The following is a 20,298-nucleotide window of genomic DNA, read 5'->3' on the forward strand; positions in this document are numbered from 1 at the left end:
AATAAATGCTCGAACCAATTTTTGATTCGCCCTTAATATATATTTAAATAATAAATATATTAAAACTTATTTACTCATTGAATTTTTTATAAGAAGTGAAGCGCCTATTATTATCTAAAAAATTGTAAAGAATTCCATAAAATTTAATTAAATAAAAAATTGTTTATTAGGGCTAATTTATTACTAAAACTAGTGGTGAGAAATTTGAGCGATGACTTTAGCGATTACAGCGATGATGATGAACTAGAAGCCATAAAACAAAGAAGGCTTTTAGAACTTAGAAAAAGGATGGAAGAAGAACAAAGAAGAAAAAGGATGGAAGAAGAACAAGAAGCTCAAAAGCTAGCAATTCTAAGAGCTATTATGGAGCCAAACGCATTAGATAGATTAAATAATTTGAAATTAGTTAAGCCCGATTTGGCTAAAATTGCAGAAGAAACAATAATAAGATTAGTTCAAATGGGAAGATTGAATACTCCTGTTACTGAAGATGTAGTGAAAAATATATTAATAGAACTAGATAACAGATCTAGAAAGGAGTATGAGTTTAAGTTTAAGTGGAAATAAGGTGCTAGAGTATGGCAAGAAATAAGCATTTAGCAAGGAAGTTAAGGCTCGCTAAAGCCAATAAAAGTAATGAGTCTGTTCCAGTTTGGGTTGTGGTAAAAACATTAAGGAAATATACAAGTAATCCAAGAAGGAGAAATTGGAGAACATCTAAGTTGAAAGTGTGAGGGGATATTTTATGGAAGTAGGAGAAGCATTTGTTTATGTTATACCTCTAAAAAAGATCTACTTTGGAAGAAGGAGTAATAGGGCTAAAAGAGCTATTGATTATATTAGAAAATTTGTATCAAAGCATGTAAAAGTTAATCCTGAAGACGTAGTTATTATGGATGACGTAAACTCATTCATATGGGAACGTAGCATAGAAAAACCACCAAGAAAAGTGAAAATAATAGCAGAAATGAAAGAATTTAAACCAGAAGAAGGAGAAGCCGTTAAAAAAGTATTAGTTAGGCTTGCTGGAGAAAAAGTAAGAATAGGAAAATACGAAATAAAAAATAAACAATAAAATAATAGGTGAAGTTTTTGCCTTTTGAAATCGCTAAGATGTCTATTTTTGGTAACAGTAATATAGGAGTTTATGTATATGGAAATGATAAAATAACATTTATTCCCCAAGGATTACAGAAGAAAGATATAGATGAAATTAGTCAAATATTGCAAACGGATGTAACAGAAGTGTCTATAGCTAATACTAGATTAATCGGAGTTTTGATGTCTGGCAATAACAATGGATTAATTTTATCGAGAAGCGCGAGTGATAATGAAATTGATTTGATAAAGAAATCCGCTAAAGACTTAAATGTAGCAGTTTTATCAAGTAGAAACAATGCTATAGGAAATCTTATTGTGGCTAATGACAGAGCTGCCTTAGTTTATCCTTATTTTGAAGATGATATAATTAAACAAATACAAGATAACTTAGGTGTAGAAGTATTTAAAAGAAGTGTAGTAGGCATTCCTACTGTTGGAGCTATTATAGCAGTTACTAATGTAGGTGGCTTAGTTCATCCTGACGTTTCAGATGAAGAAATAAAGTTTTTAGAAGATATATTTAAAGTTCCATTTAAAACGGGGACAGTTAACTTTGGAGTATCATTTATAAGAACAGGTTTAGTAGTTAATACAAAAGGGGCTATAGTTGGAGAAGATACAACAGGTCCTGAAATAGCAAGGGTTCAAATGATCTTTGGAACGTAAATACCAATCATTTACAATCCTAAATATCAAGAATTTCCTAACGTTTCAAGTGATGGAAATGAAGGCGGTAACCACAAACCTATTATCCCCCCCCCCAAGGAAACCCTCGTCTTGAAGGGCAAGGAGGAGGTCAGTGTTATAGTATATAACATAAGTTAAAGATTTTAATTGTTGCTATAAAAAGTTTATTCTAGACCAAAAAATTATTTAATAATTAAAAAATTAACCCAAAAACAATCTATGAAAATATTATCTCTTTATATAATAAATGATTCTGGTGCCCGCGAATGGAATTTGAAAAGATTATTAATAATTGCCAGAAATCTGACATTGACTGCAACAGATCAATCGAAGAATTAATAAAAAAATATTGTCCAAATCCATCCGATTGTGCAATAGCTATATATAAGGAAAACCTAATAGAAAAATTCAATTGGATTGAAAAAATAATAAAGAATGGAGTCCCTGATGGCAGGACTAGATTGATATTATATGTAATAGCAAGATATCTTATAAATATCAAAAAAATGAATGATGAAGAGGCTATGAGTCAAATTAGTGAGTTTATAAATAACAGTTGTAAAAATTATAATAATTGTTCGCAAATTTATAAATCATGGATAATCAATGTCATCGGGAAAGTAAAGAATGGAAAATGGAAGCCATGGAGTGTCGATAAAATTAGAAGCTCTGATCCAGAATTATATAAAATTATTGAACCAATTATTAAACATTGAAATAAATCAATTTAGAATTTAATTATAGCCGGGCGGGGATTCGAACCCCGGTCTCGGGGGTTCTCCCTAATTTAAGTCCAGAGCCCCGAATCCTTGGCCGCTAGACGACCCGGCTAATTAATAATATTAGCATTATATCTTTTAAAATTTTTTATAATTTTTACCTATTTTTATTTAAAAATTATAAATTTAAAGTGTTATAAGCTGTTAAAAGACATGCCCTTATTCCGTTATTTTTAACCAATTCAGGACATCTATTTATAGTAAAACTACTATTGCCTTCTACAAAATTCTGTAAAGTTTCTGGTTCATCCCTATTTATATTTTCAAGATGTACGCAACTTGGCCCTGCATATTTAAATAGCTCTGGATGAACTTTAATTAATTCACTCCATAGAAGCCATGCTACTTTTCTAATTTCCCATTGAGCTCTGGTGCACATTCTTAAAGGAAAGAAAGTTTGAATTAGTTCTCTAGCGTTCATGGTTACTGTAATTTTAGTTCTAACAGACATGGGTATTATAAATCTTGAATCCTCCTTAGACAGCCCTGTTGAGAGAAGATTATAATAATTTGCAGTCGCTTCTATCAAGGATTTCGCATAGATTTCAGCTCTTTCCTTCCTCATCATTGGAGGAAATACATATGCTATGTTTGCTGCCTCAATCAATTCTTTAGGATTTAACAGCGATATAGAATTTTTTAAAGCTTCACTATAGCATCTGTAAGCTTCTCTGTCACCTTTTTTTGGCTTTTCAGGACAATTCATTTTAATTTTAGAGCCTAACAACAACGCCATATCTCTAAGAGAAGCTTCGGTATACCTCATACTTTGTTGTGTAAAGCTTGCTATTCTATGTCTCACAAGTTGATGAGAACATACTCTAGAACAGCCTTCAATCATAAACGTGTAAGAGCTGTGTTCCCATGGGCTAAAATGATTTCTCTTAAAAGTTTCTTTTATCCAAATATCGATTTCATCTTGTTTTATTTCTAGAAGCCCCCTAACGGTTTTTTTGGATGTGCTCATCTTTGATGCAGTAGCTATAATTTTTGGGGAATCTTTCGTATACTCGACTAATAAAACTTTTATATTAAGACCTATTTTTTCTTCCACAAAATTCACCAAATTAGTATAGTACAAGAAATTTTAAAAGATTTCTAAATATTTTATGTTTAAACAAAATGAAATATAAAGAAGGTCAATGATATTTGGATTGAATAAATACATTATAAGGATAAGTTGTTAAAGCCATTATAGAATAAGATTTTTCAATACCTAAAACCGCAAATAAACTCTTTATGTAAGCCGGATGCCAAAGTTCATATTCACAAGCTGCATCGCTAACTACATAAAATTTAATTTTTAATTTAACGGAATTTCTAATTAAGTTTATAAATTCTCTTAAATAAAACAAATTATTATTGTATAAAAGAGGTCTCATGCTTATTTCTATAGTTCCCTTTTTAGCAATATTAAATAAATTTTTAAGGCTTTTATTGATCCTGATATTATTTTCAACGCTTATCCTTATAGAATTTACTTCTTGAATTAAATTCAATGAATTTAAAATATGATTATTTTTGGGCTCTGCTACTAATATGGCATCTTTTTTAGTATGCTTTAATATTTCGTTTAGTTCTTCTTTGTTATTTATTTTAAAAGTATTTCTCTTAATTATATTAATTGAATATTTTTCAGCTATTTTAATTATTTTCTCATCAATAAATTTTGATTCTAGCCCAACATAATTAAAACCCATTCTATTTAATTTTTCTGCCATTTTAACCCATTCATCATAACTTTTTGGATTTACAGAAAGATCTAGGTAATTCATTATCTCACGTTACTGTATTTATTAGCTATTAATTCTTTTAATTTTTCTAAGCTAGATTTACTATCAAACTTAAAAACTAATTTAATTACGTCATCTGCATCGCTAATTGTATATTCTCCAAGATAAGCTTTTTGCTTATTAAGCCTTATATGAAAAGTATTGCCTTTTCCTATTCTATCATAAAAAGTTTTTAAAATATTGTCTTTATCGGGTCTCGACAAATTGTCTAATATAGTATTAAGAATCTCTTCTGCTTTTTCATTTTCTATTGTACAACTAATTACTATAATCAAATTCCCATAATAGCCTTCATAATGTTCTTCTATAATATTAAAATCACTCTTAATAATATTTTTTAAGGCTGCCATAATTTTTTCCTTATCCTCTGTTGCATGCACAAAAACTCTTATATCTACAGATTTAATCAATATTTGCACCAAAAAAAGTTTTATTACTTACTTGTATTAAAATACCTAACGTGTCTATTTGCCTCATGGCCTTTTCTCAATTTCCTTTCCTTTTCTTTTTTCTTCCATTTATGGTTGTGAGTATTTTTCAGTCCTCTTCCCTTTGCAATTCCACGGGCTTTTTTACCTGCATATGTTAGTCCGCGATTTGGCCTACCGTATTTGCTTGCACTATTTAAAAGCCAAGAATAATCCTTGTCATTTGTTATTGAAGGGTTGTTTGGGTCAACTAAAATTACTTCATACCATTTATGGATACCATCCTCACCAACATAGTAACTTCCTAACACTACTAAATCGGGATACCTATTTTGAGCCCTTTCTTCAGCTATTAATCTAAGACTCTTACCTACAGTTATAGCATTCACTCCCATTCTTTTAGGTCTTCTTCCAGATATAGGTCTTTGTTTTCTCATTCCACCCTTTCTTACCTTAACTCTAACAACTATTATTCCCTGTTTAGCTTTGTAACCCAAAGCTCTCGCTCTGTTCAGTCTAGTAGGCCTTTCAAGTTTAGTTATTGTAGGCTCATTTCTCCATGCGATCAATCTTTGACGCATTAATGCGGCATGCTCTTTTTCATAGGGCTTTTTCCATGCATTTGCTAAGTAATAGTACATAGATTTAGACATGATCTTCTACCTCATCATTTACCTTATTCCAAGCTCTATACTATAGGTTAGAAGAAGAATTTTTAAAGTTAGCTACCTCCAATTTTCTTAATTTAAATATATTTATTTTATTAAATTATCTTAAATATGCCAATGCTTGCAGAATAAAAAATTCCAAAGAATAGTGCTTGCATTGCCGTAGTAACGTCTAACGTAGTCAATTTATCTCTAGTTACATCCTTTATTATGAAATAATTGTATATTAGCGTTACGTTAGTGAATATAGCTGTTATAGGTAAAACTCTAAATATAAAAATCCCTAAGTATATGAAAAGGTAAGGCATAAATAACTCTATCAAAAATAATATTTTTGCCTTATTCTTCCCCAATAGTATAGCAATTGTTTTTGCTCCTGCATTTTTATCATATTCTATATCTCTTATGTTATTAACGTTCATTACAGTGAATAGATAAACTGAAGGAGGAAGGCCAACTATTAAAGATATAGGGCTAATCTGGCCAGTTGCTAAATAGTAAGCTCCTAGTGGAACAACTACACCCCAAGCTAAATAAGCTGTGAGTTCTCCTAAGGCATTATACTTCAAATATAGAGGAAATCCTGAATATCCATAAGCTAAAATAAAGCCTATTAAACCCAAGACTATTGATAAGGGTCTTCCTTCAAATGTCAACATTAAACCAAGAGAAATTGCTATAGCGGACATCACATATCCTAATATCAAAGTTGAATCAGGACTTAGTATTTTATGTATAATTAAATGATATTTTCTAACTATACCTTTTTCATTATCAATACCTTTTTTAAAATCAAAATAATCATTAAAAATATTTGATGCCACATGTAAAAATATAGAACCAATAAGACCAATAATTGTTAGCCCAAGATTAATTTTATGAATAATTATAGATGCAACTAGTATAACTGACACATAATCAAATAAGGTCATAGGCAAGCTCCATGGCCTAATACCCTTTAGTAAATCTATCAGCCTTTTTGGATTCATGTCGCATCATGAAATGATTTTATAATAGAGTTAAAAACTAGAATATTTATTTTTATCATTCATTAAACTATATTTATAAATATTAACCTTAATCATCTATATAATTATGGTGAAAACAATTGATAAAATACCAAAAGCTTATGAAATTTTTAGAGAATAATCCAGCTTATTTATACAAAGAGGAAAATGATATAATAGAGATTTATTTCAATACACCTTCTCTTCAAGAAGCCTCTGAATCTGATGATGCATCAGACTCTAATAGAAGTATGCATATAATACTAAGAAAGAATAAAAATGATGAAATAGAAGTTATAGAGGCTGAAATAGAAGGTATAAATTATCATAAAAAAATGTCTAATGATGAAATAGAATGGTGGCTCAATACAATAGATGTTATGTATTAAAAACACTTTAACTAAAATGTATAAAATTCCCTAACTTCAAACTTACTAATCTATAAGCATATGGATTTAATGGCATAAAACCTCGCCATCCATAACGGTAATAGATAACTACCTTGTGTTATATTTTTAATTATTTAATTTATTCTGAAATTTTTCAATTTTTAAGTGATGCTATGCTTAATTGTAGGATTCCATTTTATAATATGCAAGATTCCTAGCTTTAAGTGTGTGTTACTAGTTGAATTTATCATGTGAAATAAACAATATACCGTAGGCTAACATCTATTTTTATTGGCAAAGGATAATCCCCGCACCGATGTGGACTATGTCAAAAAGGTGAAAGAATTGCAAAGATGTAAGTCCTGTGCCGTTGGGCTCGAAGGAGTCCCATGATCCACATACTGTTAAGCTTAACGGCAGGTGGCCGAGGGCTAAGTCCCTATGCTCTATCATTAATAAAAATGAGTGAAATGAAAGTGTAAGGACAAACAGTAGCTCATATGGATGTTATCATAGCATAAATAAGATTCATATAAGAATTTGATAAGGCACGTAAACCCGATAAAGTATCACTAAGAATTGTTAAATATAAACAACCATTATTGTATTCTATATTAACTCTTCCTTTTTTCGGAGCTTCCTGATTAACCTCTGCAATCAAAGACTTATATAGAGCATCAGTTAAATTGCCTAAACATATTTTAAATATAATTTCTTTCATTATATAACATCTCCTTTAATCTTTAGCCTAAAATTTGGACCAATATTTTTTCCTTCATTATTAAAAACCAAAACATCTAATACTGGTAAATCAGATTTAATAAGAAAATAAGCTTCGTTATTTTTTAAATTATCATTACTGAACGGGATCTTAAATATTTCTGCAAACAGCTTAACATATTTTAACTCTTTTTCATTATATCCACTTAATTGCTTAACAAAAATATTCTTTAGCCTTATTTTATCATTTATACCTAATTCCTTCCTTAAAGCTACACTATTAATGATAAATTCATATGATTTTTCTGGTTTATCATAATTCTTGATCGGATTATATATTTCGATTCTTCCAGGATTTCCTTTAAATTCTCCTATTATGATTAATTTCTCCATGTTATATTTTAAAATTATATAGTTTAAATCTTCTAAAGAAAGTTTTCCTCTTGTAATTTTTATACTATCAGGTAAAACACTTGATAACTCATTTATAAAAGTTCTTGTTCTTTGGCTAGGATCTCTACTACTTGTTATTAAAATAGGTCTTATAATAGATTTTCTGTTAAAGATATCTCTAATCCTTGAAGGAATATCAAACAAAATACATCACGAGTTACATGGATTTATAGTATCTGGGTAAATATATTGATAGTTCTGATCTTGGAGTATATGATCCGCCTGCAAACTTATGACCACATTTTTTACATACCCATATTCCTACAGATTCTCTTTTAACGGTGCCTATGCTTCCACAGAAAGGACATTGATGATCTTGATACATTTTTTCCATTACTGCCTTTGCTCTTTTCCTCAAAGTAGAACCATATCTAGGACCATACTTACCAGATGGACCTACTATTTTTGTGTGACTGTAAACCATTACTTATCACCCTTTTCTTCTTTTACTTCACTTTTTAGTGCATCGTTTAGCAATTTAAAATATACTTGAGCTGCTGAGCTGGACACGTTTATTATATTATCAATTTCTTCTTGCGATAAAGAACCCATACCGGTTTTCTGAGCCCCAACTATATTGCCTTGCTCATCAAAAGCTATTACAGATTTTGTATCTGATATTATTTCTTCATCCAAATTTGGATCAACCAATATATAATTTTCTACTTTAGCGGTCGTAACTGTAACAACTTTTTTATTTATTTTTATCGGATTATTTGAAATATTTTTACTTATTTTAATTTCTCCTGTTTCGAGCTCTTCGTATTCAGGCATTTTAGCCGTTAAAAGAGCAGCCATTGCCGCCAGCATACTGGCATCGAAAAGATTTCCGTCATAGTCCAAAATATATAGATCAAGCCATATCATCCAAACTTTATCTCCTGGTCTTATAACGAGAGAATTCAAATCGACTGCTTTTGGATCTCTTAGACTTCTATCGATTACTCTAGCCAATTCTATAGAATTTTCATCTGGAGGTCCTGGCTCAAATTGAGGTGAAGCTAAGGGAACTAATTCTGCATGGACTTGTAATACTCCTTGGTCTGGGGTATCGAAAAATGGTTCTCCTGGTTCTATTTTTATTCCAGCCATTACTTGAGTATTACCTAGTTTAACTAGTGATGATCCATTAGCTTTTTCCAGCACATTTGTTTGAATTGATATCTTCCTAGGAGAGTAGAAATCCCTTTCATCAGCCCTTTGACCTTTTCTATATAAATTAAGATAGGATTCTTTTTTTATTTTGGGAATTATTTGAACTCTAAAGGGCGTTGTACTCATTCTTCACCAGCCTCCTTATATGAATTTCTTAAAGTCTCTTTCTCAATATCAACAAGCTTGTTAATTACCTTCATAGCCATATCTATGGCATTATGAAATTCTTCTTTACTTAAAACGCCATTTAATTGATACAAAGTTATTTGACCTAAATCCGGTGCTGCTACAATTGGCATATCCGCATCACCATACATATCTTCAACTTCATTTAAATCGACTATTAATACATTATCTACCTTACCTATAGCTACACCAGCAACTAGAGCTTTCATAGGAATTCCTGCATCAGCTAAAGCTAAAGATGCTGCGGTTGCACCAACTGTTCTAGTCCCTCCATCTGATTGAAGGACTTCTATAAAAATATCTATTGAAGTCCTTGGGAAATAATCTGTAATAACAATAGGTTCAAGAGATTCTCTTAATACCTTTGAAAGTTCTACTTCTCTTCTACTTGGAGCAGGGTTTTTTCTCTCTTCAGTTGAAAATGGGGCCATATGATACCTAACCCTTAAAGAAGCTCTATCTGGTAATGATATAGATTTTTGAGACTCTTTTGGACCATAAACAGCTGCTAAAACTTTTGTTAATCCATATTCAACCAAAGCTGAACCGTCAGCATTTGATAAAACTCCTACTTGCATTTTTACCGGTCTTATTTCATCTGGTTTTCTGCCATCTAATCTTTTTCCTTCATCATCTATAAACCTTTGTGGTCTTGCCATATTTCATACACCTCTTACTTTCCTTTCTTCCTCTATGAATTTCTTAACTTTTTCTGTTAGTCCAGTTATATGTGATTGTAGTTCTATCATTTTAACTGCATTTGATGCAATATTTTCTAATTGTTCGTTTTGGCATTTTATATGAATCATGCCATTAACAGCAACAAAAAATTCACAGCTGGTTGTACTCTTTAACATTTCTATCATGGATCCTTTTTTACCAATTATTCTTGGAATTCTAGTAGGATGCACTGACACAACTATTCCCTCAACAATTTTTCCTAACCCTTTATCCTGAACTGTTAACAAAGGATTTCTAATCCTATCAAATGCTGCTATCTTTGCTTTGACATACTCACCTATCTGGAGATATTTAAAAGGATCTTCTGGCAATTGGTTGCTTTGTTTAGATCCAAAGAAGTCTTGAACACTTAATATAGCTTGATAAGGTGAATTTATATCTAAAAACCAGTTAGCTACTCCATGAGATGTAACTAATCCAATAATTATATCTCCTTCTTTAGGTAAGTAAACCCCATTTAAAGGTGAATATGATATTTGGCCTTCTTGTTTTAAATCTATAACTCCTATTATAGAAACTCTCTTTTCGTTTTTATAATCATATACATAAAAATCTGATATATTTACCCCTTCTATTTTTTCTCCCGGAACTAATACTCTTCTTGTTGTACTCATGCTTATACCACCTTAACTGATATATTCGCTTGCCCTTTTGCAAGCGTTTGAACCTTATCTATTACTTCTATTTGGGCACCTGCTGGTATTTCAAGTTCTACTTTTAAACTACCGTCAGATCCCCAATTGGTCTTCTTCACTTCTCCTAATCTCTGAATCTCCTTATAAGCTCTTGATGAATATTCTGAAGGTATAGAAATCTCTAATAATGCCTTAGCTATTTTAATTGGCATTAGAAGAGATAGTTTCTTAACGGCTTCCAATGCCTGAGCTTCAGCTCCCTTAAAAGGATCAATGTTCAACCTGATTTGATCTAAAGCATTTTCAATTCTTTGTTCAGGAATTGGTTTGCCTGCCTTAGGATCTATAGTATTTTTTACTATATAATTAATTATCTGCTTTCGCTTTGCTTCTATCATCTTTTTTCGTTCTTCCTCAGTTAGTTGAATTTGACCTTCTTTCAAAATTTTTTCTGCTATTTTAATTATATCATCTGTTCCAAAAGCTTTCTTTAATGAATCAGGACTTGCTTTTAATCCTTTTTTAATATCCTTAAAAATAGTATCAGCCCACAGTACCTCTGATATACTAACCTTTTCTCCTTCTCTAAATTTAAATGCTAAATCCGGTTTTACAGGAATTTCAAATTTTTGGCCCTTTATTTCTATCCATGCTGTTATAAATTCTTGTTTTTTTGTCAAACTCACCACCGCACATTTATTATATTTAAAAATAGATATACAAAATTTTATCTCTATCTTTTAAAAATATCTAACCCAATAATTCTCCCTTATTATCAATAGCTATATCATTTATCTCTTTTTCGCTTACTCTAGTAAATACCTTTTGCTTTGTATCTACATATGCTATCTCTACATATTGCCCAAAGTTATTTATTAATTCTTCTTTCTTTTCATCACTTGTGGCAGCTCTACTCTTAAATAGGGATTTTACAGCAAGCTCTATAGCATCACTTAAGCTCATATCTTTATTATATTGTTTTTCCATATAACTGTTTGCAACATCTCCTCCTAAACCTATTGCAACCGCATAATAGCTAAAGTACTGACCACCAGGTTCTGTTCTAAAAAGCTTTGGTACATTGTCACTATTAACTCCGCCAAATATTAAAGCTACGCCAAAAGGTCTGAATCCACCATGTTGAGTATAAGCCTGTTTTATATCCGCAACAGATTTTGTTATGTATTCAACTGAAGGCGCTTCGCCATAAGTTAACCTATGCCTTATAGATACTTGTCTTGCATAATCAATTAAAACTCTACCATCACTACCCATACCTGCGAATGTCACTCCTATATGATCATCGACTTTATAAATCTTTTCTACTCCTTCCAGATCAAGTAATGGAAGCATTTTCCTTTTCTCTGCAGCTAAAACTACTCCTTGACTAGTCATAATGCCTAAACTTGTCCAACCTTTTTTAACTGCCTCAAATGCGTACCTAACTTGATATAGCTCACCATCAGGTGAAAATATAGTTATAGCTCTATCATATGCCGATGGAGGTGCAGCCATTGCCATGTTTTTCTCACCAAAATCTTAGGTTATACTGAGAATTTAAATATACTTATATGCTGTCAATTAAATCATCAAAAAGCAACTGAAGCCAACTATGTTAAAGAGAATTTTCTTTGGTCTCCTTTGGTCTCAAAAGATATTTGCTAATATTTAATCTTTTAATTTTAAATCCCACAAAATTTTAAACCCTCAAATAATTTGTTTTTATGAAATTAAATAATTTTTTTAGAAAGCTTTGTCACCCATTTCAATTCTCTTGGTTTTCTACCAAGCTTAATTGAATTTTTATAACATTTGCTACTACAGAACCATAGAATTTCTCCTCTCGGTCCTATATACATTCTTCCTGTTCCCGGCTCTATTGATTTTCCACAAAAGCTGCATATCATTTCTTTTGGCATCTTCACCACCACTTATATCAAATTTGTTTTAATCTGTTTTTAAATATATTTGAACTTATTTTTTATCTTTAACGTAATTTAACTAGAATTAGAAATTAAAAAATATTAAAATTATTTTTTAAATAATATAACGTAGATGAATATTCCCAAAACTACTATCATTAGCGCCATCATAACTGAAGTGAAGAAAGTTGCAAAAGGTGCTGCTGCTAAAGAATTATAGTCTGTTAAATTCAATGCTGTTGATAATGTTATATTCCATGGATATGGAAGTGAAGCTATTTGTTGATTTCCTAATGATGCTATAAATCTTGGATATTGGCTAAACGCATTTAGCATCTCCATACTTTCTATTGTACCTACAGCAGAGGCAGCAGCAACAACCGATGAATAAGCAGTTCCTTTTGATATCAAGGATCCTTTAATCCCTTTATAAAATATGTAAATTATTGCGAGTACTTGAATAGCAGTTAAAATCATGCTCAAAACAAAAAGCCAGCTGAAATTGTATGATATTCCATCATTTCCTATAACCCATCCAAGCCCTCCCATTATATTGTTAAATTTGTATGGTATTCCAGATAAAGATTCTAAATACCAGAAACCTAATGGTATCATTAGAAGCAAACCAATAAGCGATGGTAGCAATAACATGTTTATTGATTTTTCAAAATATTTCTTATTTTCACTATTAATTAAATATATTAAACCAAAACCTCCCATTGTTGCAATCATGCCTGCAGTTAAAGCCCCATCTATACTCTTGAAGTATATAGGCCAGAAAGTTGGATTAGTATACGCTGTAATTACATTCAAGTATGGTTGATTAGTTGACGAAAAACTTAATCCAATTGGTTCGTTTAAAAACGCAAAAACTTGTCTAAATCCGAAGGGGATCATAATAGCTGAAGCCCCCATTAGTATTCCTATTAAGTTATGTGTCTTTGAGCTCCAATGGTCCCATCCATACCAATAGGCTATTAAGCTAAAGAAATTTAAACCAACAAATACTATTGATATACCAAATGGAACAAGTAGCAAATTACCTATAACATCTGTAAAGAATGGATAAAATGAAAACAAAAATACTGTAAAAGCTGTGCCAAATACCCCTGCTACTCCATATGTGATAGCATACCATTTCATCATTTTTCTTGACAAATTAACTAAGTCCGAATCGTTTCTTTTCATGCCAAAATATTTAAATAAAGGCACCAATACTGCTAATCCAATTATTATGTTTACTAGAACTATATGAATCCCAAAATTAAATGCAAGCCAAAAAACAGATACCATAACCATTTTATTTCACCTCTTCTAAGATTTCTTTTTTGCTAGGTACCCAAAGGAATCTATAAACAGTATAAACCAATGCAATGACTATTATAACATAGAACAGGCTTACTAAAACATCTTGCCATAAAGCCGGCTGGTTTAACGTACTACCTACATTTAATGTCATTACACCATAAACAATCCATGGTAACCTTCCTATTTCTCTTGTTCCCCATCCCATTAGGCTCGCAAACTGAGCTAGTATTGCTGCTGGAATACCCAAATATAACCAGAACCTATTTATCTTGTTAACACCCCTAAATAATAGATATCCAGTCAATATCAATGCATATATTCCGAGTAAAACCCCGGTAATTACCATTGCATAATATGAGTAGTCTATTATCAATGGCGGTAAATAGCTAGACACATTTACACCGAAATTACCTAATTGCCCCCAAAGTTGAGGTATTTGTGAATAGTTAGGCAGGTGTGCAGAGAATGAGCCATAAGCTAAAAACGCTTCTATTTTATCTAAGTGCAGTAAGCTAGCAATAGATGTAAATCCTGGTTGAGTTCCTTCTATAGCAGCAAATTTTTCAGGATTATATTTAGCAACTGTTTTTCCCATCATGTCACCTGCTATTAGTCCTTCATATATTATTACAATTAATGAAAATATAATTGAAAACTTTAGTGCCTTTTCTAAATACTTCTTGTATTTCTCGTCTTTAACGCTTAGGTATCTTGTTCCGAAACCTGCAATCATAGTAAAGCCAGTAACTACAAGCCCAGCTCCTATGCTGTGAAGCATTGTAGGTATAAAATCAGGCGATTGGAATAAATAAGTGTATATCCCAAAGTACTTTACCGTAGAGTCCATTATTGCATTTACAATATTCAATACAGGTGTTTGCATCACAGCTTGGTTTGACAATACGTTACTATTTAAAACTGCCTTCAATATACTTTGATTCACCGTGTATTGATTAAAGGATTCATATACTAGCCTGTTAACTATGGTGACTGGAATATATACTAACACTCCATCACTTGTCGTACCTTTAATTGTCATACCTAAAGATTCTAATTTTGTAACATTCAATATAGCGACATATGCCGAAGGAACGTCTAACAAAAGCTTGGGGTATCCAAGAGAATAGAGCCACTGACCTGTTGTTGCATTGTAATCCGGAAGCAATCCTGTTGGAACATTCATGTATGCATTAGCAGAAAGTATCATTGCCCCTGAATACCAAGGACCTATAAATGCAAAAAATGTTAAGATGGTCCTAGTAACATCAGATAATTTATCCCATCCATAATATAGAAGATACGTTATCATAACTTCCATTATAAACGCGAAGACTTCTGCATACATAGGGAAATAGAGCCATTTACCTACAGCTGTTAATACGTTTGGCCAAACAACAATTAAACCAAATTCTACCAGAGTTCCGGTAGCTGCACCTACAGCAAACACTATTGCCATAGCTTTAACCAAAGTCTTTGAAATCCTCAGATAATCTTTATCCTTTGTTCTCAAATAAATCAATTGTAATATAAATGCTGCAAATGGCAATCCCAAAACATATTGTAAGATTCCCCAATGAATCCCTATACCTACCATGCTAAGAACTCTTTCTCCCCAATAGCCAAAATCTATCCATGAACCTATGGGATTAACCAAGGCTTATCCTAGTTCTTTATAATAGGGAAGTTATATTTAAATTTTTTATATTATTCAAAATTTTAAATTATTATGAAATTTAGTTAAAACTAAAACCTAAATAAAACTAATTTTTAAGTAAAATTAACTCAAACTATTGAGCCATTTATTTAATGCTCCTGTAAACGAAACGAAAATAGATGCTGCTAAAGTTTCCTTGTCTAATTCGGAAGGTTTCTTTAACCAACCAAGACAGTCTGAATATATATCGATTACATCATTATCGAATTCTGCCTCTTCATTATTAAATATTTTTACAGCGTTAACTAATAGACTTGTTATAGCTCTCTCGCCTAAACAATCTATCAAGTCTACAACATCTGCTAGCGGATAACCTATAACACTTAGTCCTTTTTGTGCATAAAGCCTGAGATTTATTCTTGTTATTAGTTCATCGAATAACATGCTAGCATAAGTTGAAAATTGCAATTTGATACTTGAGCTCTGGGTTCCTGCCATACTCAATAAATTAACTATATGACTAACAAGTTCTTCTCCTTTTTCATCAGATATTTGTCCTAGAGGGAACATTATGTTATCGATCTTTTTAAATTCATCAACACTTGACAATTTTATGCACCGATCTTACTATAATATTACGGCTCATATAAGGAAAATAGGTAAAAATTCAGTTTGTATCCTTATTAAACCCTATCTTAAAGCTCAAGAACTATTTACCAAAATTTTAAAAATATTTTATAAATTATTTAGTAAATTGTCAATAGAAAGAAATAAGCTACTATTCCGCATAAACCATAATTTAAATACTCTTACTATATATAGCATATATGGATGATGTGAAGAACCCGGACTGTCCAAGGTTAGTACCTATGAGGAGTCCTAATCCAACTGACAATTTGTTAAAAATTAATAAAAATAGTACATGTAATCTTAGTTTTTGATTTAATTTTTAGATCATATATTTTTTACATCTTCAGTAAAAACTAGTAATTTACATTTTTAACCACTAAATTTTATCTATTCCATGGGAAAAATAACATGGAAATAATAAAATTAGAAAGCTATAATGTTCCATTAGACAGACCTGCCAACTATTATTTGATTAAAAATAGCAATTACACAATCTTCATTGATAGTGGAGCATCAAAAGACAGCCTAGCAAAGTACATAAACCAGGTAAGCTATATTTTAATTACCCATGGACATTGGGATCATGTTTATGGAATAACGGGTATCAAAAATAAAAAAATATGTATGAATCCAGATACTTACAAGCAATTAATCCAAGGAAATTTCAAATATAGTGCTATGAGAATTGCAGAGATTTTTGGGTATGATGAAAAATCTGTAAAATTAAATGATCAAATAAAACTAATAGTAGACCAAACAATAAATTATTATGATGATGTAATGAATGCACTAGGAAGCAATGAATATATACCAATAGATGAATGCGAACCCATAAAACAAAATATAATTAAATATATAAAATGTCCTGGTCATAGCGATGATCATTTATGTTATTTTATATCAAATCATTTTTTCGCAGGCGATAACATATTACCCGGAGGAGGCCTTACACTTCTTGATTTTCTAAAATACCAAGAATCCATGATCAAGGTGCTTAGTCTAAACGATTGGGATTATATTCATCCAGGCCATGGACCAGATATAACAAGAAATGAGGCTCAACAATGGCTAACTGATATAATAGCTGGTAAAGAAAAGAAAATGCTTCAATTAAGTTCATTAGTAAACAAAGATTGGATTCGAATAAACGAATTGTTACCAAAACTTTACCCAGATCTTTACGGACCCATTTTGTATATAGCAGCACGAAGCATTATAGGTTATTTAAATTCGTTAGAAAGCATGAAAATAATTGAGATAGATAAAAATAATAAACCATGGAGAGTTAGAAAAATTATATAGGGTGAAAATAATGAAACTTGTCCTGTTGGCGGGAGGCAAAGGAGAAAGATTAAAGCCTCTTACAGAAACTTCACAGAAAACGATTATGCCTATATTAAATAAACCTTTAATTTGTAGACATCTCGAAAAGCTAACTAGAAATTTTAATTTCGAAAAAATTATAATAATAATATCATACAAAAAGGAACAAGTTATAGATACCATAAATAAGTGTATTGAAAATAATAAAAATATTGTGTATTTGGACCAGATAGAAGAAAAAGGTACAGGACATGCTATTAAATTAGCTATGGATTATGGAGGAGAGGATGACTATCTTATAGTATATTCTGATTTATATTTGTCAAATAATGTTTACAACAATTTAATTAAATTAAAATCGCCAGGTATAGTTGTTACTGATGTAAATAATCCAATAAATTATGGAGTTGTTAAAATTGAGAATGAAATTGTTAAAGAAATAAAAGAAAAGCCAAAAAGCAATGAATATAATTCTAATACAATTTTTGCTGGTATAATTAGATTCCCATATGAAGCAAAAAAATATTTAGATAATTTGAGACTTTCTCCTAGAAATGAATATGAAGTAACTGATGCAATAAGGGATATGATAAAGGAATTTGACATTTCTGTTTTAAAGATACATAGAAACGAATGGCAGGATATTGGAAGGCCATGGGAGCTATTACTTGCAAATAGGCTAGCTTTAGATGAAGAGATAAAAGATCAAGTAATTATGGGAGAAGTACATGAAACAGTTATAATTAAAGGTAACGTATTTATAGATAAAAATGCAGAAATAAAGCCTTATACAGTTATAGAAGGACCCGCTTTCATATCTAGAAATACATCAATAGGACCCTCATCTCATATAAGGCCATATACAATATTAATTGATAATTCTAGCGTCGGTTATTCTGTAGAAGTCAAAGGATCTATAATAATGAACCACGCAAAATTACCTCATTTTAACTATGTTGGAGATAGTATAGTGGGAGAATATGTAAACCTAGGTGCTGGTACAATAACCGCAAATTTAAGATTTGATCATAAACCTATAAAAATGAAGGTTAAAGAAGATATAATAGATACTGGTATGGAAAAATTAGGTTCTATAATAGGAGAACATGCTCAAACAGGGATAAATGTATCAATATTACCAGGGAAGAAAATAGGTCCATATGCATTAATATATCCTGGATGCGTTGTAGATAGAGACGTGAACTCTCATGAAATATTTAAGTGCAAATAGATTGTAACACATTTGCTTAACTCTTTCGATCTCTTGTAATGCTTTTAACTTTTATAATTATAATAATAAGTAAAATAAATTTTAATTATTTAAGTAAAATTTTAATAGGTATAAGAGTTAAAACATATATAATACTTTATATACCTTGGTTATTCTATATATATAGGATAAAGAGGTGAGCGAAATGCCGTTATCTACTGACGACCAAAACAAAAAGGAACTAATAGAATCTATCAGAGCTAAAATATTTAAGGAATATGAAAATCTTCAATCATCTTTAGTTGATGAATCAGGGCTTAGTGTCACAACAGCACTAGATGATTCAGATATAGAAAAATTAGTATTAGATGTATTAGAAGAAGCAAAAACCCCTATCAGTTGGAGAGACCTAAAAATTATATTTCAAGGAATTGTTGGAGAAGATAGGCTAAGGAGAATATTAAGCGGGCTTAAGGCTAAAAATGAAATTGCAGAGCTAACTCATACTAGATATAGCTTGCCTAAATATGTTCCTCAAGAAGAACTAAACAAAGTCAAAAATCCTGTAGTAATGAAGAAGCTCGAAGAATCTCCTAATGATGATATAAATTAAACATAAATCAAAAATATTTATTTACAATATTTTTAACTCCCCTATAAAAGACTCCTAATTAAAATATTTTAATTAAGAATTTTGGGCTGTAGATTCACTAACAATTTTCTTTTCTTCATTATTTGTTTTATAATCCTCCCTCAATACTCTTATTGAATCGCCCGATACTTGGACTTTAACTTTAATTGGGCCTCTAACACTTATTGCACCTATTATAAAAGGTTGTATCATTATATTTGATGAAATTTCTCCTTCCAGGTCTATATATAGCTTGTTCGTTCTAAGTGCACCTACTTTTGGCACTTTTATTAATAAATCCTCTCCATTTTCATCGGACTCAAATTTTATAGTTACTACATCACCTGAAAGAATGTATCCCTCTTCTGTTTCTGCCTCATTTTTTGTCTTTTCACCCAAAACATCTATAAAAAATTCTGAGCCATTTGCAACTACTTTCATTGCTTCTTCCATAGCAGGTTCTACTTGTGGAGTATCATCAAATATTATTGTTAATTTGACTTGTGATGGATTTATCTCGCCTGATAGTTGGTGACCTCCTTGTATTAAAACATGGGTTGCGTCATAATTCCTTCCATCTACAACAATTTTACTATTATCGATGTCTACTTTTATTTGATCCTTTGCTTTCATTAATCCTTAGCCCCCAGCTATTTTATTTTAGCTGGAAGGTATTAACTATATCTATTTATTTTGCAAATATTAAACATAATTAAAATTTTTCAATATAATTTGATTTTAACTGTATATAAATTGATCCAATTAAATTTGCTTTATAAATTGCTAGCAAAGCCATAATTCAAAAACTTTATTTAAATAGAAATATAAGGTGTAACGTTTCTTTTTATCAAAGATAATAAATTTTATAATAAATATAA

At 30.9% G+C, this 20,298-nt stretch carries 27 protein-coding genes and 1 tRNA gene; 9 read left to right on the top strand and 19 right to left on the bottom strand.

Going from position 1 to position 20,298, the window contains the following annotated elements; all coding sequences use genetic code 11:
- Positions 1-195 precede the first annotated feature (195 nt).
- The 5 genes from Q0C16_RS01415 to priX all read left to right on the top strand — a co-directional run bounded on the left by Q0C16_RS01415 (position 196) and on the right by priX (position 2,504).
- A complete protein-coding gene (locus tag Q0C16_RS01415) occupies positions 196-567 on the top strand; it encodes a DNA-binding protein (protein ID WP_292319284.1) in 372 nt (123 codons plus the stop codon).
- A gap of 11 nt (positions 568-578) precedes the next feature.
- Positions 579-734, top strand: a complete 156-nt coding sequence (locus tag Q0C16_RS01420; RefSeq protein WP_292319258.1) for a 50S ribosomal protein L39e — start codon at positions 579-581, stop codon at positions 732-734.
- An 11-nt stretch (positions 735-745) separates the two neighbouring features.
- The gene (locus Q0C16_RS01425; protein ID WP_292319259.1) at positions 746-1,075 is read left to right on the top strand and encodes a 50S ribosomal protein L31e; all 330 of its coding nucleotides are present in this window, start codon (positions 746-748) and stop codon (positions 1,073-1,075) included.
- Between the two features lie 17 nt (positions 1,076-1,092).
- Positions 1,093-1,767, top strand: coding sequence for a translation initiation factor IF-6 (locus tag Q0C16_RS01430; protein WP_292319260.1), 675 nt, complete (start codon positions 1,093-1,095; stop codon positions 1,765-1,767).
- Positions 1,768-2,054: 287 nt separating this feature from the next.
- Positions 2,055-2,504, top strand: coding sequence for a DNA primase noncatalytic subunit PriX (priX, locus tag Q0C16_RS01435; protein WP_292319261.1), 450 nt, complete (start codon positions 2,055-2,057; stop codon positions 2,502-2,504).
- A 25-nt stretch (positions 2,505-2,529) separates the two neighbouring features.
- Here the strand turns inward: priX and Q0C16_RS01440 are convergent.
- From Q0C16_RS01440 to Q0C16_RS01465, 6 genes are all read right to left on the bottom strand, one after another.
- Positions 2,530-2,619 (bottom strand) — tRNA-Gln (locus Q0C16_RS01440).
- Positions 2,620-2,685: 66 nt separating this feature from the next.
- On the bottom strand, positions 2,686-3,621 hold the full coding sequence (thyX, locus tag Q0C16_RS01445; RefSeq protein WP_292319262.1) for an FAD-dependent thymidylate synthase: 936 nt from the start codon (positions 3,619-3,621) through the stop codon (positions 2,686-2,688).
- A gap of 85 nt (positions 3,622-3,706) precedes the next feature.
- The gene (locus Q0C16_RS01450) at positions 3,707-4,342 is read right to left on the bottom strand and encodes an RNase P subunit p30 family protein (RefSeq protein WP_292319263.1); all 636 of its coding nucleotides are present in this window, start codon (positions 4,340-4,342) and stop codon (positions 3,707-3,709) included.
- Complete coding sequence (locus tag Q0C16_RS01455; RefSeq protein WP_292319264.1) at positions 4,342-4,770, bottom strand: RNA-binding domain-containing protein; 429 nt, start codon at positions 4,768-4,770, stop codon at positions 4,342-4,344. The genes Q0C16_RS01450 and Q0C16_RS01455 overlap by 1 nt, the downstream gene beginning before the upstream one ends.
- 23 nt (positions 4,771-4,793) lie before the next feature.
- Positions 4,794-5,441: a 50S ribosomal protein L15e gene (locus tag Q0C16_RS01460; RefSeq protein ID WP_292319265.1), complete on the bottom strand. Its 648-nt coding sequence runs from the start codon at positions 5,439-5,441 to the stop codon at positions 4,794-4,796.
- 110 nt (positions 5,442-5,551) lie between these two features.
- On the bottom strand, positions 5,552-6,445 hold the full coding sequence (locus Q0C16_RS01465) for a prenyltransferase (protein WP_292319266.1): 894 nt from the start codon (positions 6,443-6,445) through the stop codon (positions 5,552-5,554).
- A gap of 119 nt (positions 6,446-6,564) precedes the next feature.
- Here Q0C16_RS01465 and Q0C16_RS01470 point away from each other — a divergent pair, with 119 nt between their 5' ends.
- Entirely contained in the window at positions 6,565-6,852 is a 288-nt protein-coding gene (locus Q0C16_RS01470) for a hypothetical protein (protein ID WP_292319267.1), read from the top strand.
- A gap of 496 nt (positions 6,853-7,348) precedes the next feature.
- Here the strand turns inward: Q0C16_RS01470 and Q0C16_RS01475 are convergent, their stop codons facing one another.
- The 12 genes from Q0C16_RS01475 to Q0C16_RS01530 form a co-directional block, all read right to left on the bottom strand.
- The gene (locus tag Q0C16_RS01475; protein WP_292319268.1) at positions 7,349-7,573 is read right to left on the bottom strand and encodes a KEOPS complex subunit Pcc1; all 225 of its coding nucleotides are present in this window, start codon (positions 7,571-7,573) and stop codon (positions 7,349-7,351) included.
- On the bottom strand, positions 7,573-8,121 hold the full coding sequence (locus Q0C16_RS01480) for a Brix domain-containing protein (protein WP_367117873.1): 549 nt from the start codon (positions 8,119-8,121) through the stop codon (positions 7,573-7,575). Before Q0C16_RS01480 ends, Q0C16_RS01475 begins: the two co-directional genes overlap by 1 nt.
- Positions 8,122-8,182: 61 nt before the next feature.
- A complete protein-coding gene (locus tag Q0C16_RS01485) occupies positions 8,183-8,449 on the bottom strand; it encodes a 50S ribosomal protein L37ae (protein ID WP_292319270.1) in 267 nt (88 codons plus the stop codon).
- Positions 8,449-9,306, bottom strand: coding sequence for an exosome complex protein Rrp42 (gene rrp42, locus Q0C16_RS01490; RefSeq protein ID WP_292319271.1), 858 nt, complete (start codon positions 9,304-9,306; stop codon positions 8,449-8,451). Before rrp42 ends, Q0C16_RS01485 begins: the two co-directional genes overlap by 1 nt.
- Complete coding sequence (gene rrp41 / locus Q0C16_RS01495) at positions 9,303-10,025, bottom strand: exosome complex exonuclease Rrp41 (protein ID WP_292319272.1); 723 nt, start codon at positions 10,023-10,025, stop codon at positions 9,303-9,305. The genes rrp42 and rrp41 overlap by 4 nt, the downstream gene beginning before the upstream one ends.
- A 3-nt stretch (positions 10,026-10,028) precedes the next feature.
- Positions 10,029-10,721 carry an exosome complex RNA-binding protein Rrp4 gene (rrp4, locus tag Q0C16_RS01500; RefSeq protein ID WP_292319273.1) on the bottom strand — a complete coding sequence of 231 codons (693 nt, stop codon included), beginning with the start codon at positions 10,719-10,721 and terminating at the stop codon, positions 10,029-10,031.
- A gap of 2 nt (positions 10,722-10,723) precedes the next feature.
- The gene (locus Q0C16_RS01505; protein WP_292319274.1) at positions 10,724-11,422 is read right to left on the bottom strand and encodes a ribosome assembly factor SBDS; all 699 of its coding nucleotides are present in this window, start codon (positions 11,420-11,422) and stop codon (positions 10,724-10,726) included.
- A gap of 70 nt (positions 11,423-11,492) precedes the next feature.
- Positions 11,493-12,263, bottom strand: coding sequence for an archaeal proteasome endopeptidase complex subunit alpha (gene psmA / locus Q0C16_RS01510; RefSeq protein WP_292319275.1), 771 nt, complete (start codon positions 12,261-12,263; stop codon positions 11,493-11,495).
- 209 nt (positions 12,264-12,472) lie between these two features.
- A complete protein-coding gene (locus Q0C16_RS01515) occupies positions 12,473-12,661 on the bottom strand; it encodes a 50S ribosomal protein L24e (RefSeq protein WP_292319276.1) in 189 nt (62 codons plus the stop codon).
- Between the two features lie 111 nt (positions 12,662-12,772).
- Complete coding sequence (locus Q0C16_RS01520; RefSeq protein ID WP_292319277.1) at positions 12,773-13,963, bottom strand: cytochrome ubiquinol oxidase subunit I; 1,191 nt, start codon at positions 13,961-13,963, stop codon at positions 12,773-12,775.
- Between the two features lies 1 nt (position 13,964).
- Positions 13,965-15,626, bottom strand: coding sequence for a cytochrome ubiquinol oxidase subunit I (locus tag Q0C16_RS01525; protein WP_292319278.1), 1,662 nt, complete (start codon positions 15,624-15,626; stop codon positions 13,965-13,967).
- Positions 15,627-15,749: 123 nt separating this feature from the next.
- Positions 15,750-16,235, bottom strand: coding sequence for a hypothetical protein (locus Q0C16_RS01530; protein WP_292319279.1), 486 nt, complete (start codon positions 16,233-16,235; stop codon positions 15,750-15,752).
- Positions 16,236-16,664: 429 nt separating this feature from the next.
- Here Q0C16_RS01530 and Q0C16_RS01535 point away from each other — a divergent pair, with 429 nt between their 5' ends.
- The 3 genes from Q0C16_RS01535 to Q0C16_RS01545 all read left to right on the top strand — a co-directional run bounded on the left by Q0C16_RS01535 (position 16,665) and on the right by Q0C16_RS01545 (position 19,402).
- Positions 16,665-17,558: an MBL fold metallo-hydrolase gene (locus tag Q0C16_RS01535; RefSeq protein WP_292319280.1), complete on the top strand. Its 894-nt coding sequence runs from the start codon at positions 16,665-16,667 to the stop codon at positions 17,556-17,558.
- Between the two features lie 10 nt (positions 17,559-17,568).
- The gene (gene glmU, locus Q0C16_RS01540) at positions 17,569-18,810 is read left to right on the top strand and encodes a bifunctional sugar-1-phosphate nucleotidylyltransferase/acetyltransferase (RefSeq protein WP_292319281.1); all 1,242 of its coding nucleotides are present in this window, start codon (positions 17,569-17,571) and stop codon (positions 18,808-18,810) included.
- A 184-nt stretch (positions 18,811-18,994) separates the two neighbouring features.
- Positions 18,995-19,402, top strand: a complete 408-nt coding sequence (locus tag Q0C16_RS01545) for a hypothetical protein (protein WP_292319282.1) — start codon at positions 18,995-18,997, stop codon at positions 19,400-19,402.
- 72 nt (positions 19,403-19,474) lie between these two features.
- Here Q0C16_RS01545 and Q0C16_RS01550 read toward each other — a convergent pair whose 3' ends face one another.
- On the bottom strand, positions 19,475-20,053 hold the full coding sequence (locus tag Q0C16_RS01550; protein WP_292319283.1) for a hypothetical protein: 579 nt from the start codon (positions 20,051-20,053) through the stop codon (positions 19,475-19,477).
- Positions 20,054-20,298 lie beyond the last annotated feature (245 nt).

The organism is Caldisphaera sp. (assembly GCF_023256325.1).
Lineage (GTDB): Archaea > Thermoproteota > Thermoprotei_A > Sulfolobales > Acidilobaceae > Caldisphaera.

Coding starts and splice junctions, on each gene's coding strand:
- Q0C16_RS01465 (WP_292319266.1), bottom strand. CDS start 6,445: ATGAATCCAAAAAGGCTGATAGATTTACTAAAGGGTATTAGGCCATGG.
- Q0C16_RS01425 (WP_292319259.1), top strand. CDS start 746: ATGGAAGTAGGAGAAGCATTTGTTTATGTTATACCTCTAAAAAAGATC.
- Q0C16_RS01420 (WP_292319258.1), top strand. CDS start 579: ATGGCAAGAAATAAGCATTTAGCAAGGAAGTTAAGGCTCGCTAAAGCC.
- Q0C16_RS01550 (WP_292319283.1), bottom strand. CDS start 20,053: ATGAAAGCAAAGGATCAAATAAAAGTAGACATCGATAATAGTAAAATT.
- Q0C16_RS01535 (WP_292319280.1), top strand. CDS start 16,665: ATGGAAATAATAAAATTAGAAAGCTATAATGTTCCATTAGACAGACCT.
- glmU (WP_292319281.1), top strand. CDS start 17,569: ATGAAACTTGTCCTGTTGGCGGGAGGCAAAGGAGAAAGATTAAAGCCT.
- Q0C16_RS01515 (WP_292319276.1), bottom strand. CDS start 12,661: ATGCCAAAAGAAATGATATGCAGCTTTTGTGGAAAATCAATAGAGCCG.
- rrp41 (WP_292319272.1), bottom strand. CDS start 10,025: ATGGCAAGACCACAAAGGTTTATAGATGATGAAGGAAAAAGATTAGAT.
- rrp4 (WP_292319273.1), bottom strand. CDS start 10,721: ATGAGTACAACAAGAAGAGTATTAGTTCCGGGAGAAAAAATAGAAGGG.
- Q0C16_RS01545 (WP_292319282.1), top strand. CDS start 18,995: ATGCCGTTATCTACTGACGACCAAAACAAAAAGGAACTAATAGAATCT.
- rrp42 (WP_292319271.1), bottom strand. CDS start 9,306: ATGAGTACAACGCCCTTTAGAGTTCAAATAATTCCCAAAATAAAAAAA.
- priX (WP_292319261.1), top strand. CDS start 2,055: ATGGAATTTGAAAAGATTATTAATAATTGCCAGAAATCTGACATTGAC.
- Q0C16_RS01475 (WP_292319268.1), bottom strand. CDS start 7,573: ATGAAAGAAATTATATTTAAAATATGTTTAGGCAATTTAACTGATGCT.
- Q0C16_RS01460 (WP_292319265.1), bottom strand. CDS start 5,441: ATGTCTAAATCTATGTACTATTACTTAGCAAATGCATGGAAAAAGCCC.
- Q0C16_RS01450 (WP_292319263.1), bottom strand. CDS start 4,342: ATGAATTACCTAGATCTTTCTGTAAATCCAAAAAGTTATGATGAATGG.
- Q0C16_RS01520 (WP_292319277.1), bottom strand. CDS start 13,963: ATGGTTATGGTATCTGTTTTTTGGCTTGCATTTAATTTTGGGATTCAT.
- psmA (WP_292319275.1), bottom strand. CDS start 12,263: ATGGCAATGGCTGCACCTCCATCGGCATATGATAGAGCTATAACTATA.
- Q0C16_RS01485 (WP_292319270.1), bottom strand. CDS start 8,449: ATGGTTTACAGTCACACAAAAATAGTAGGTCCATCTGGTAAGTATGGT.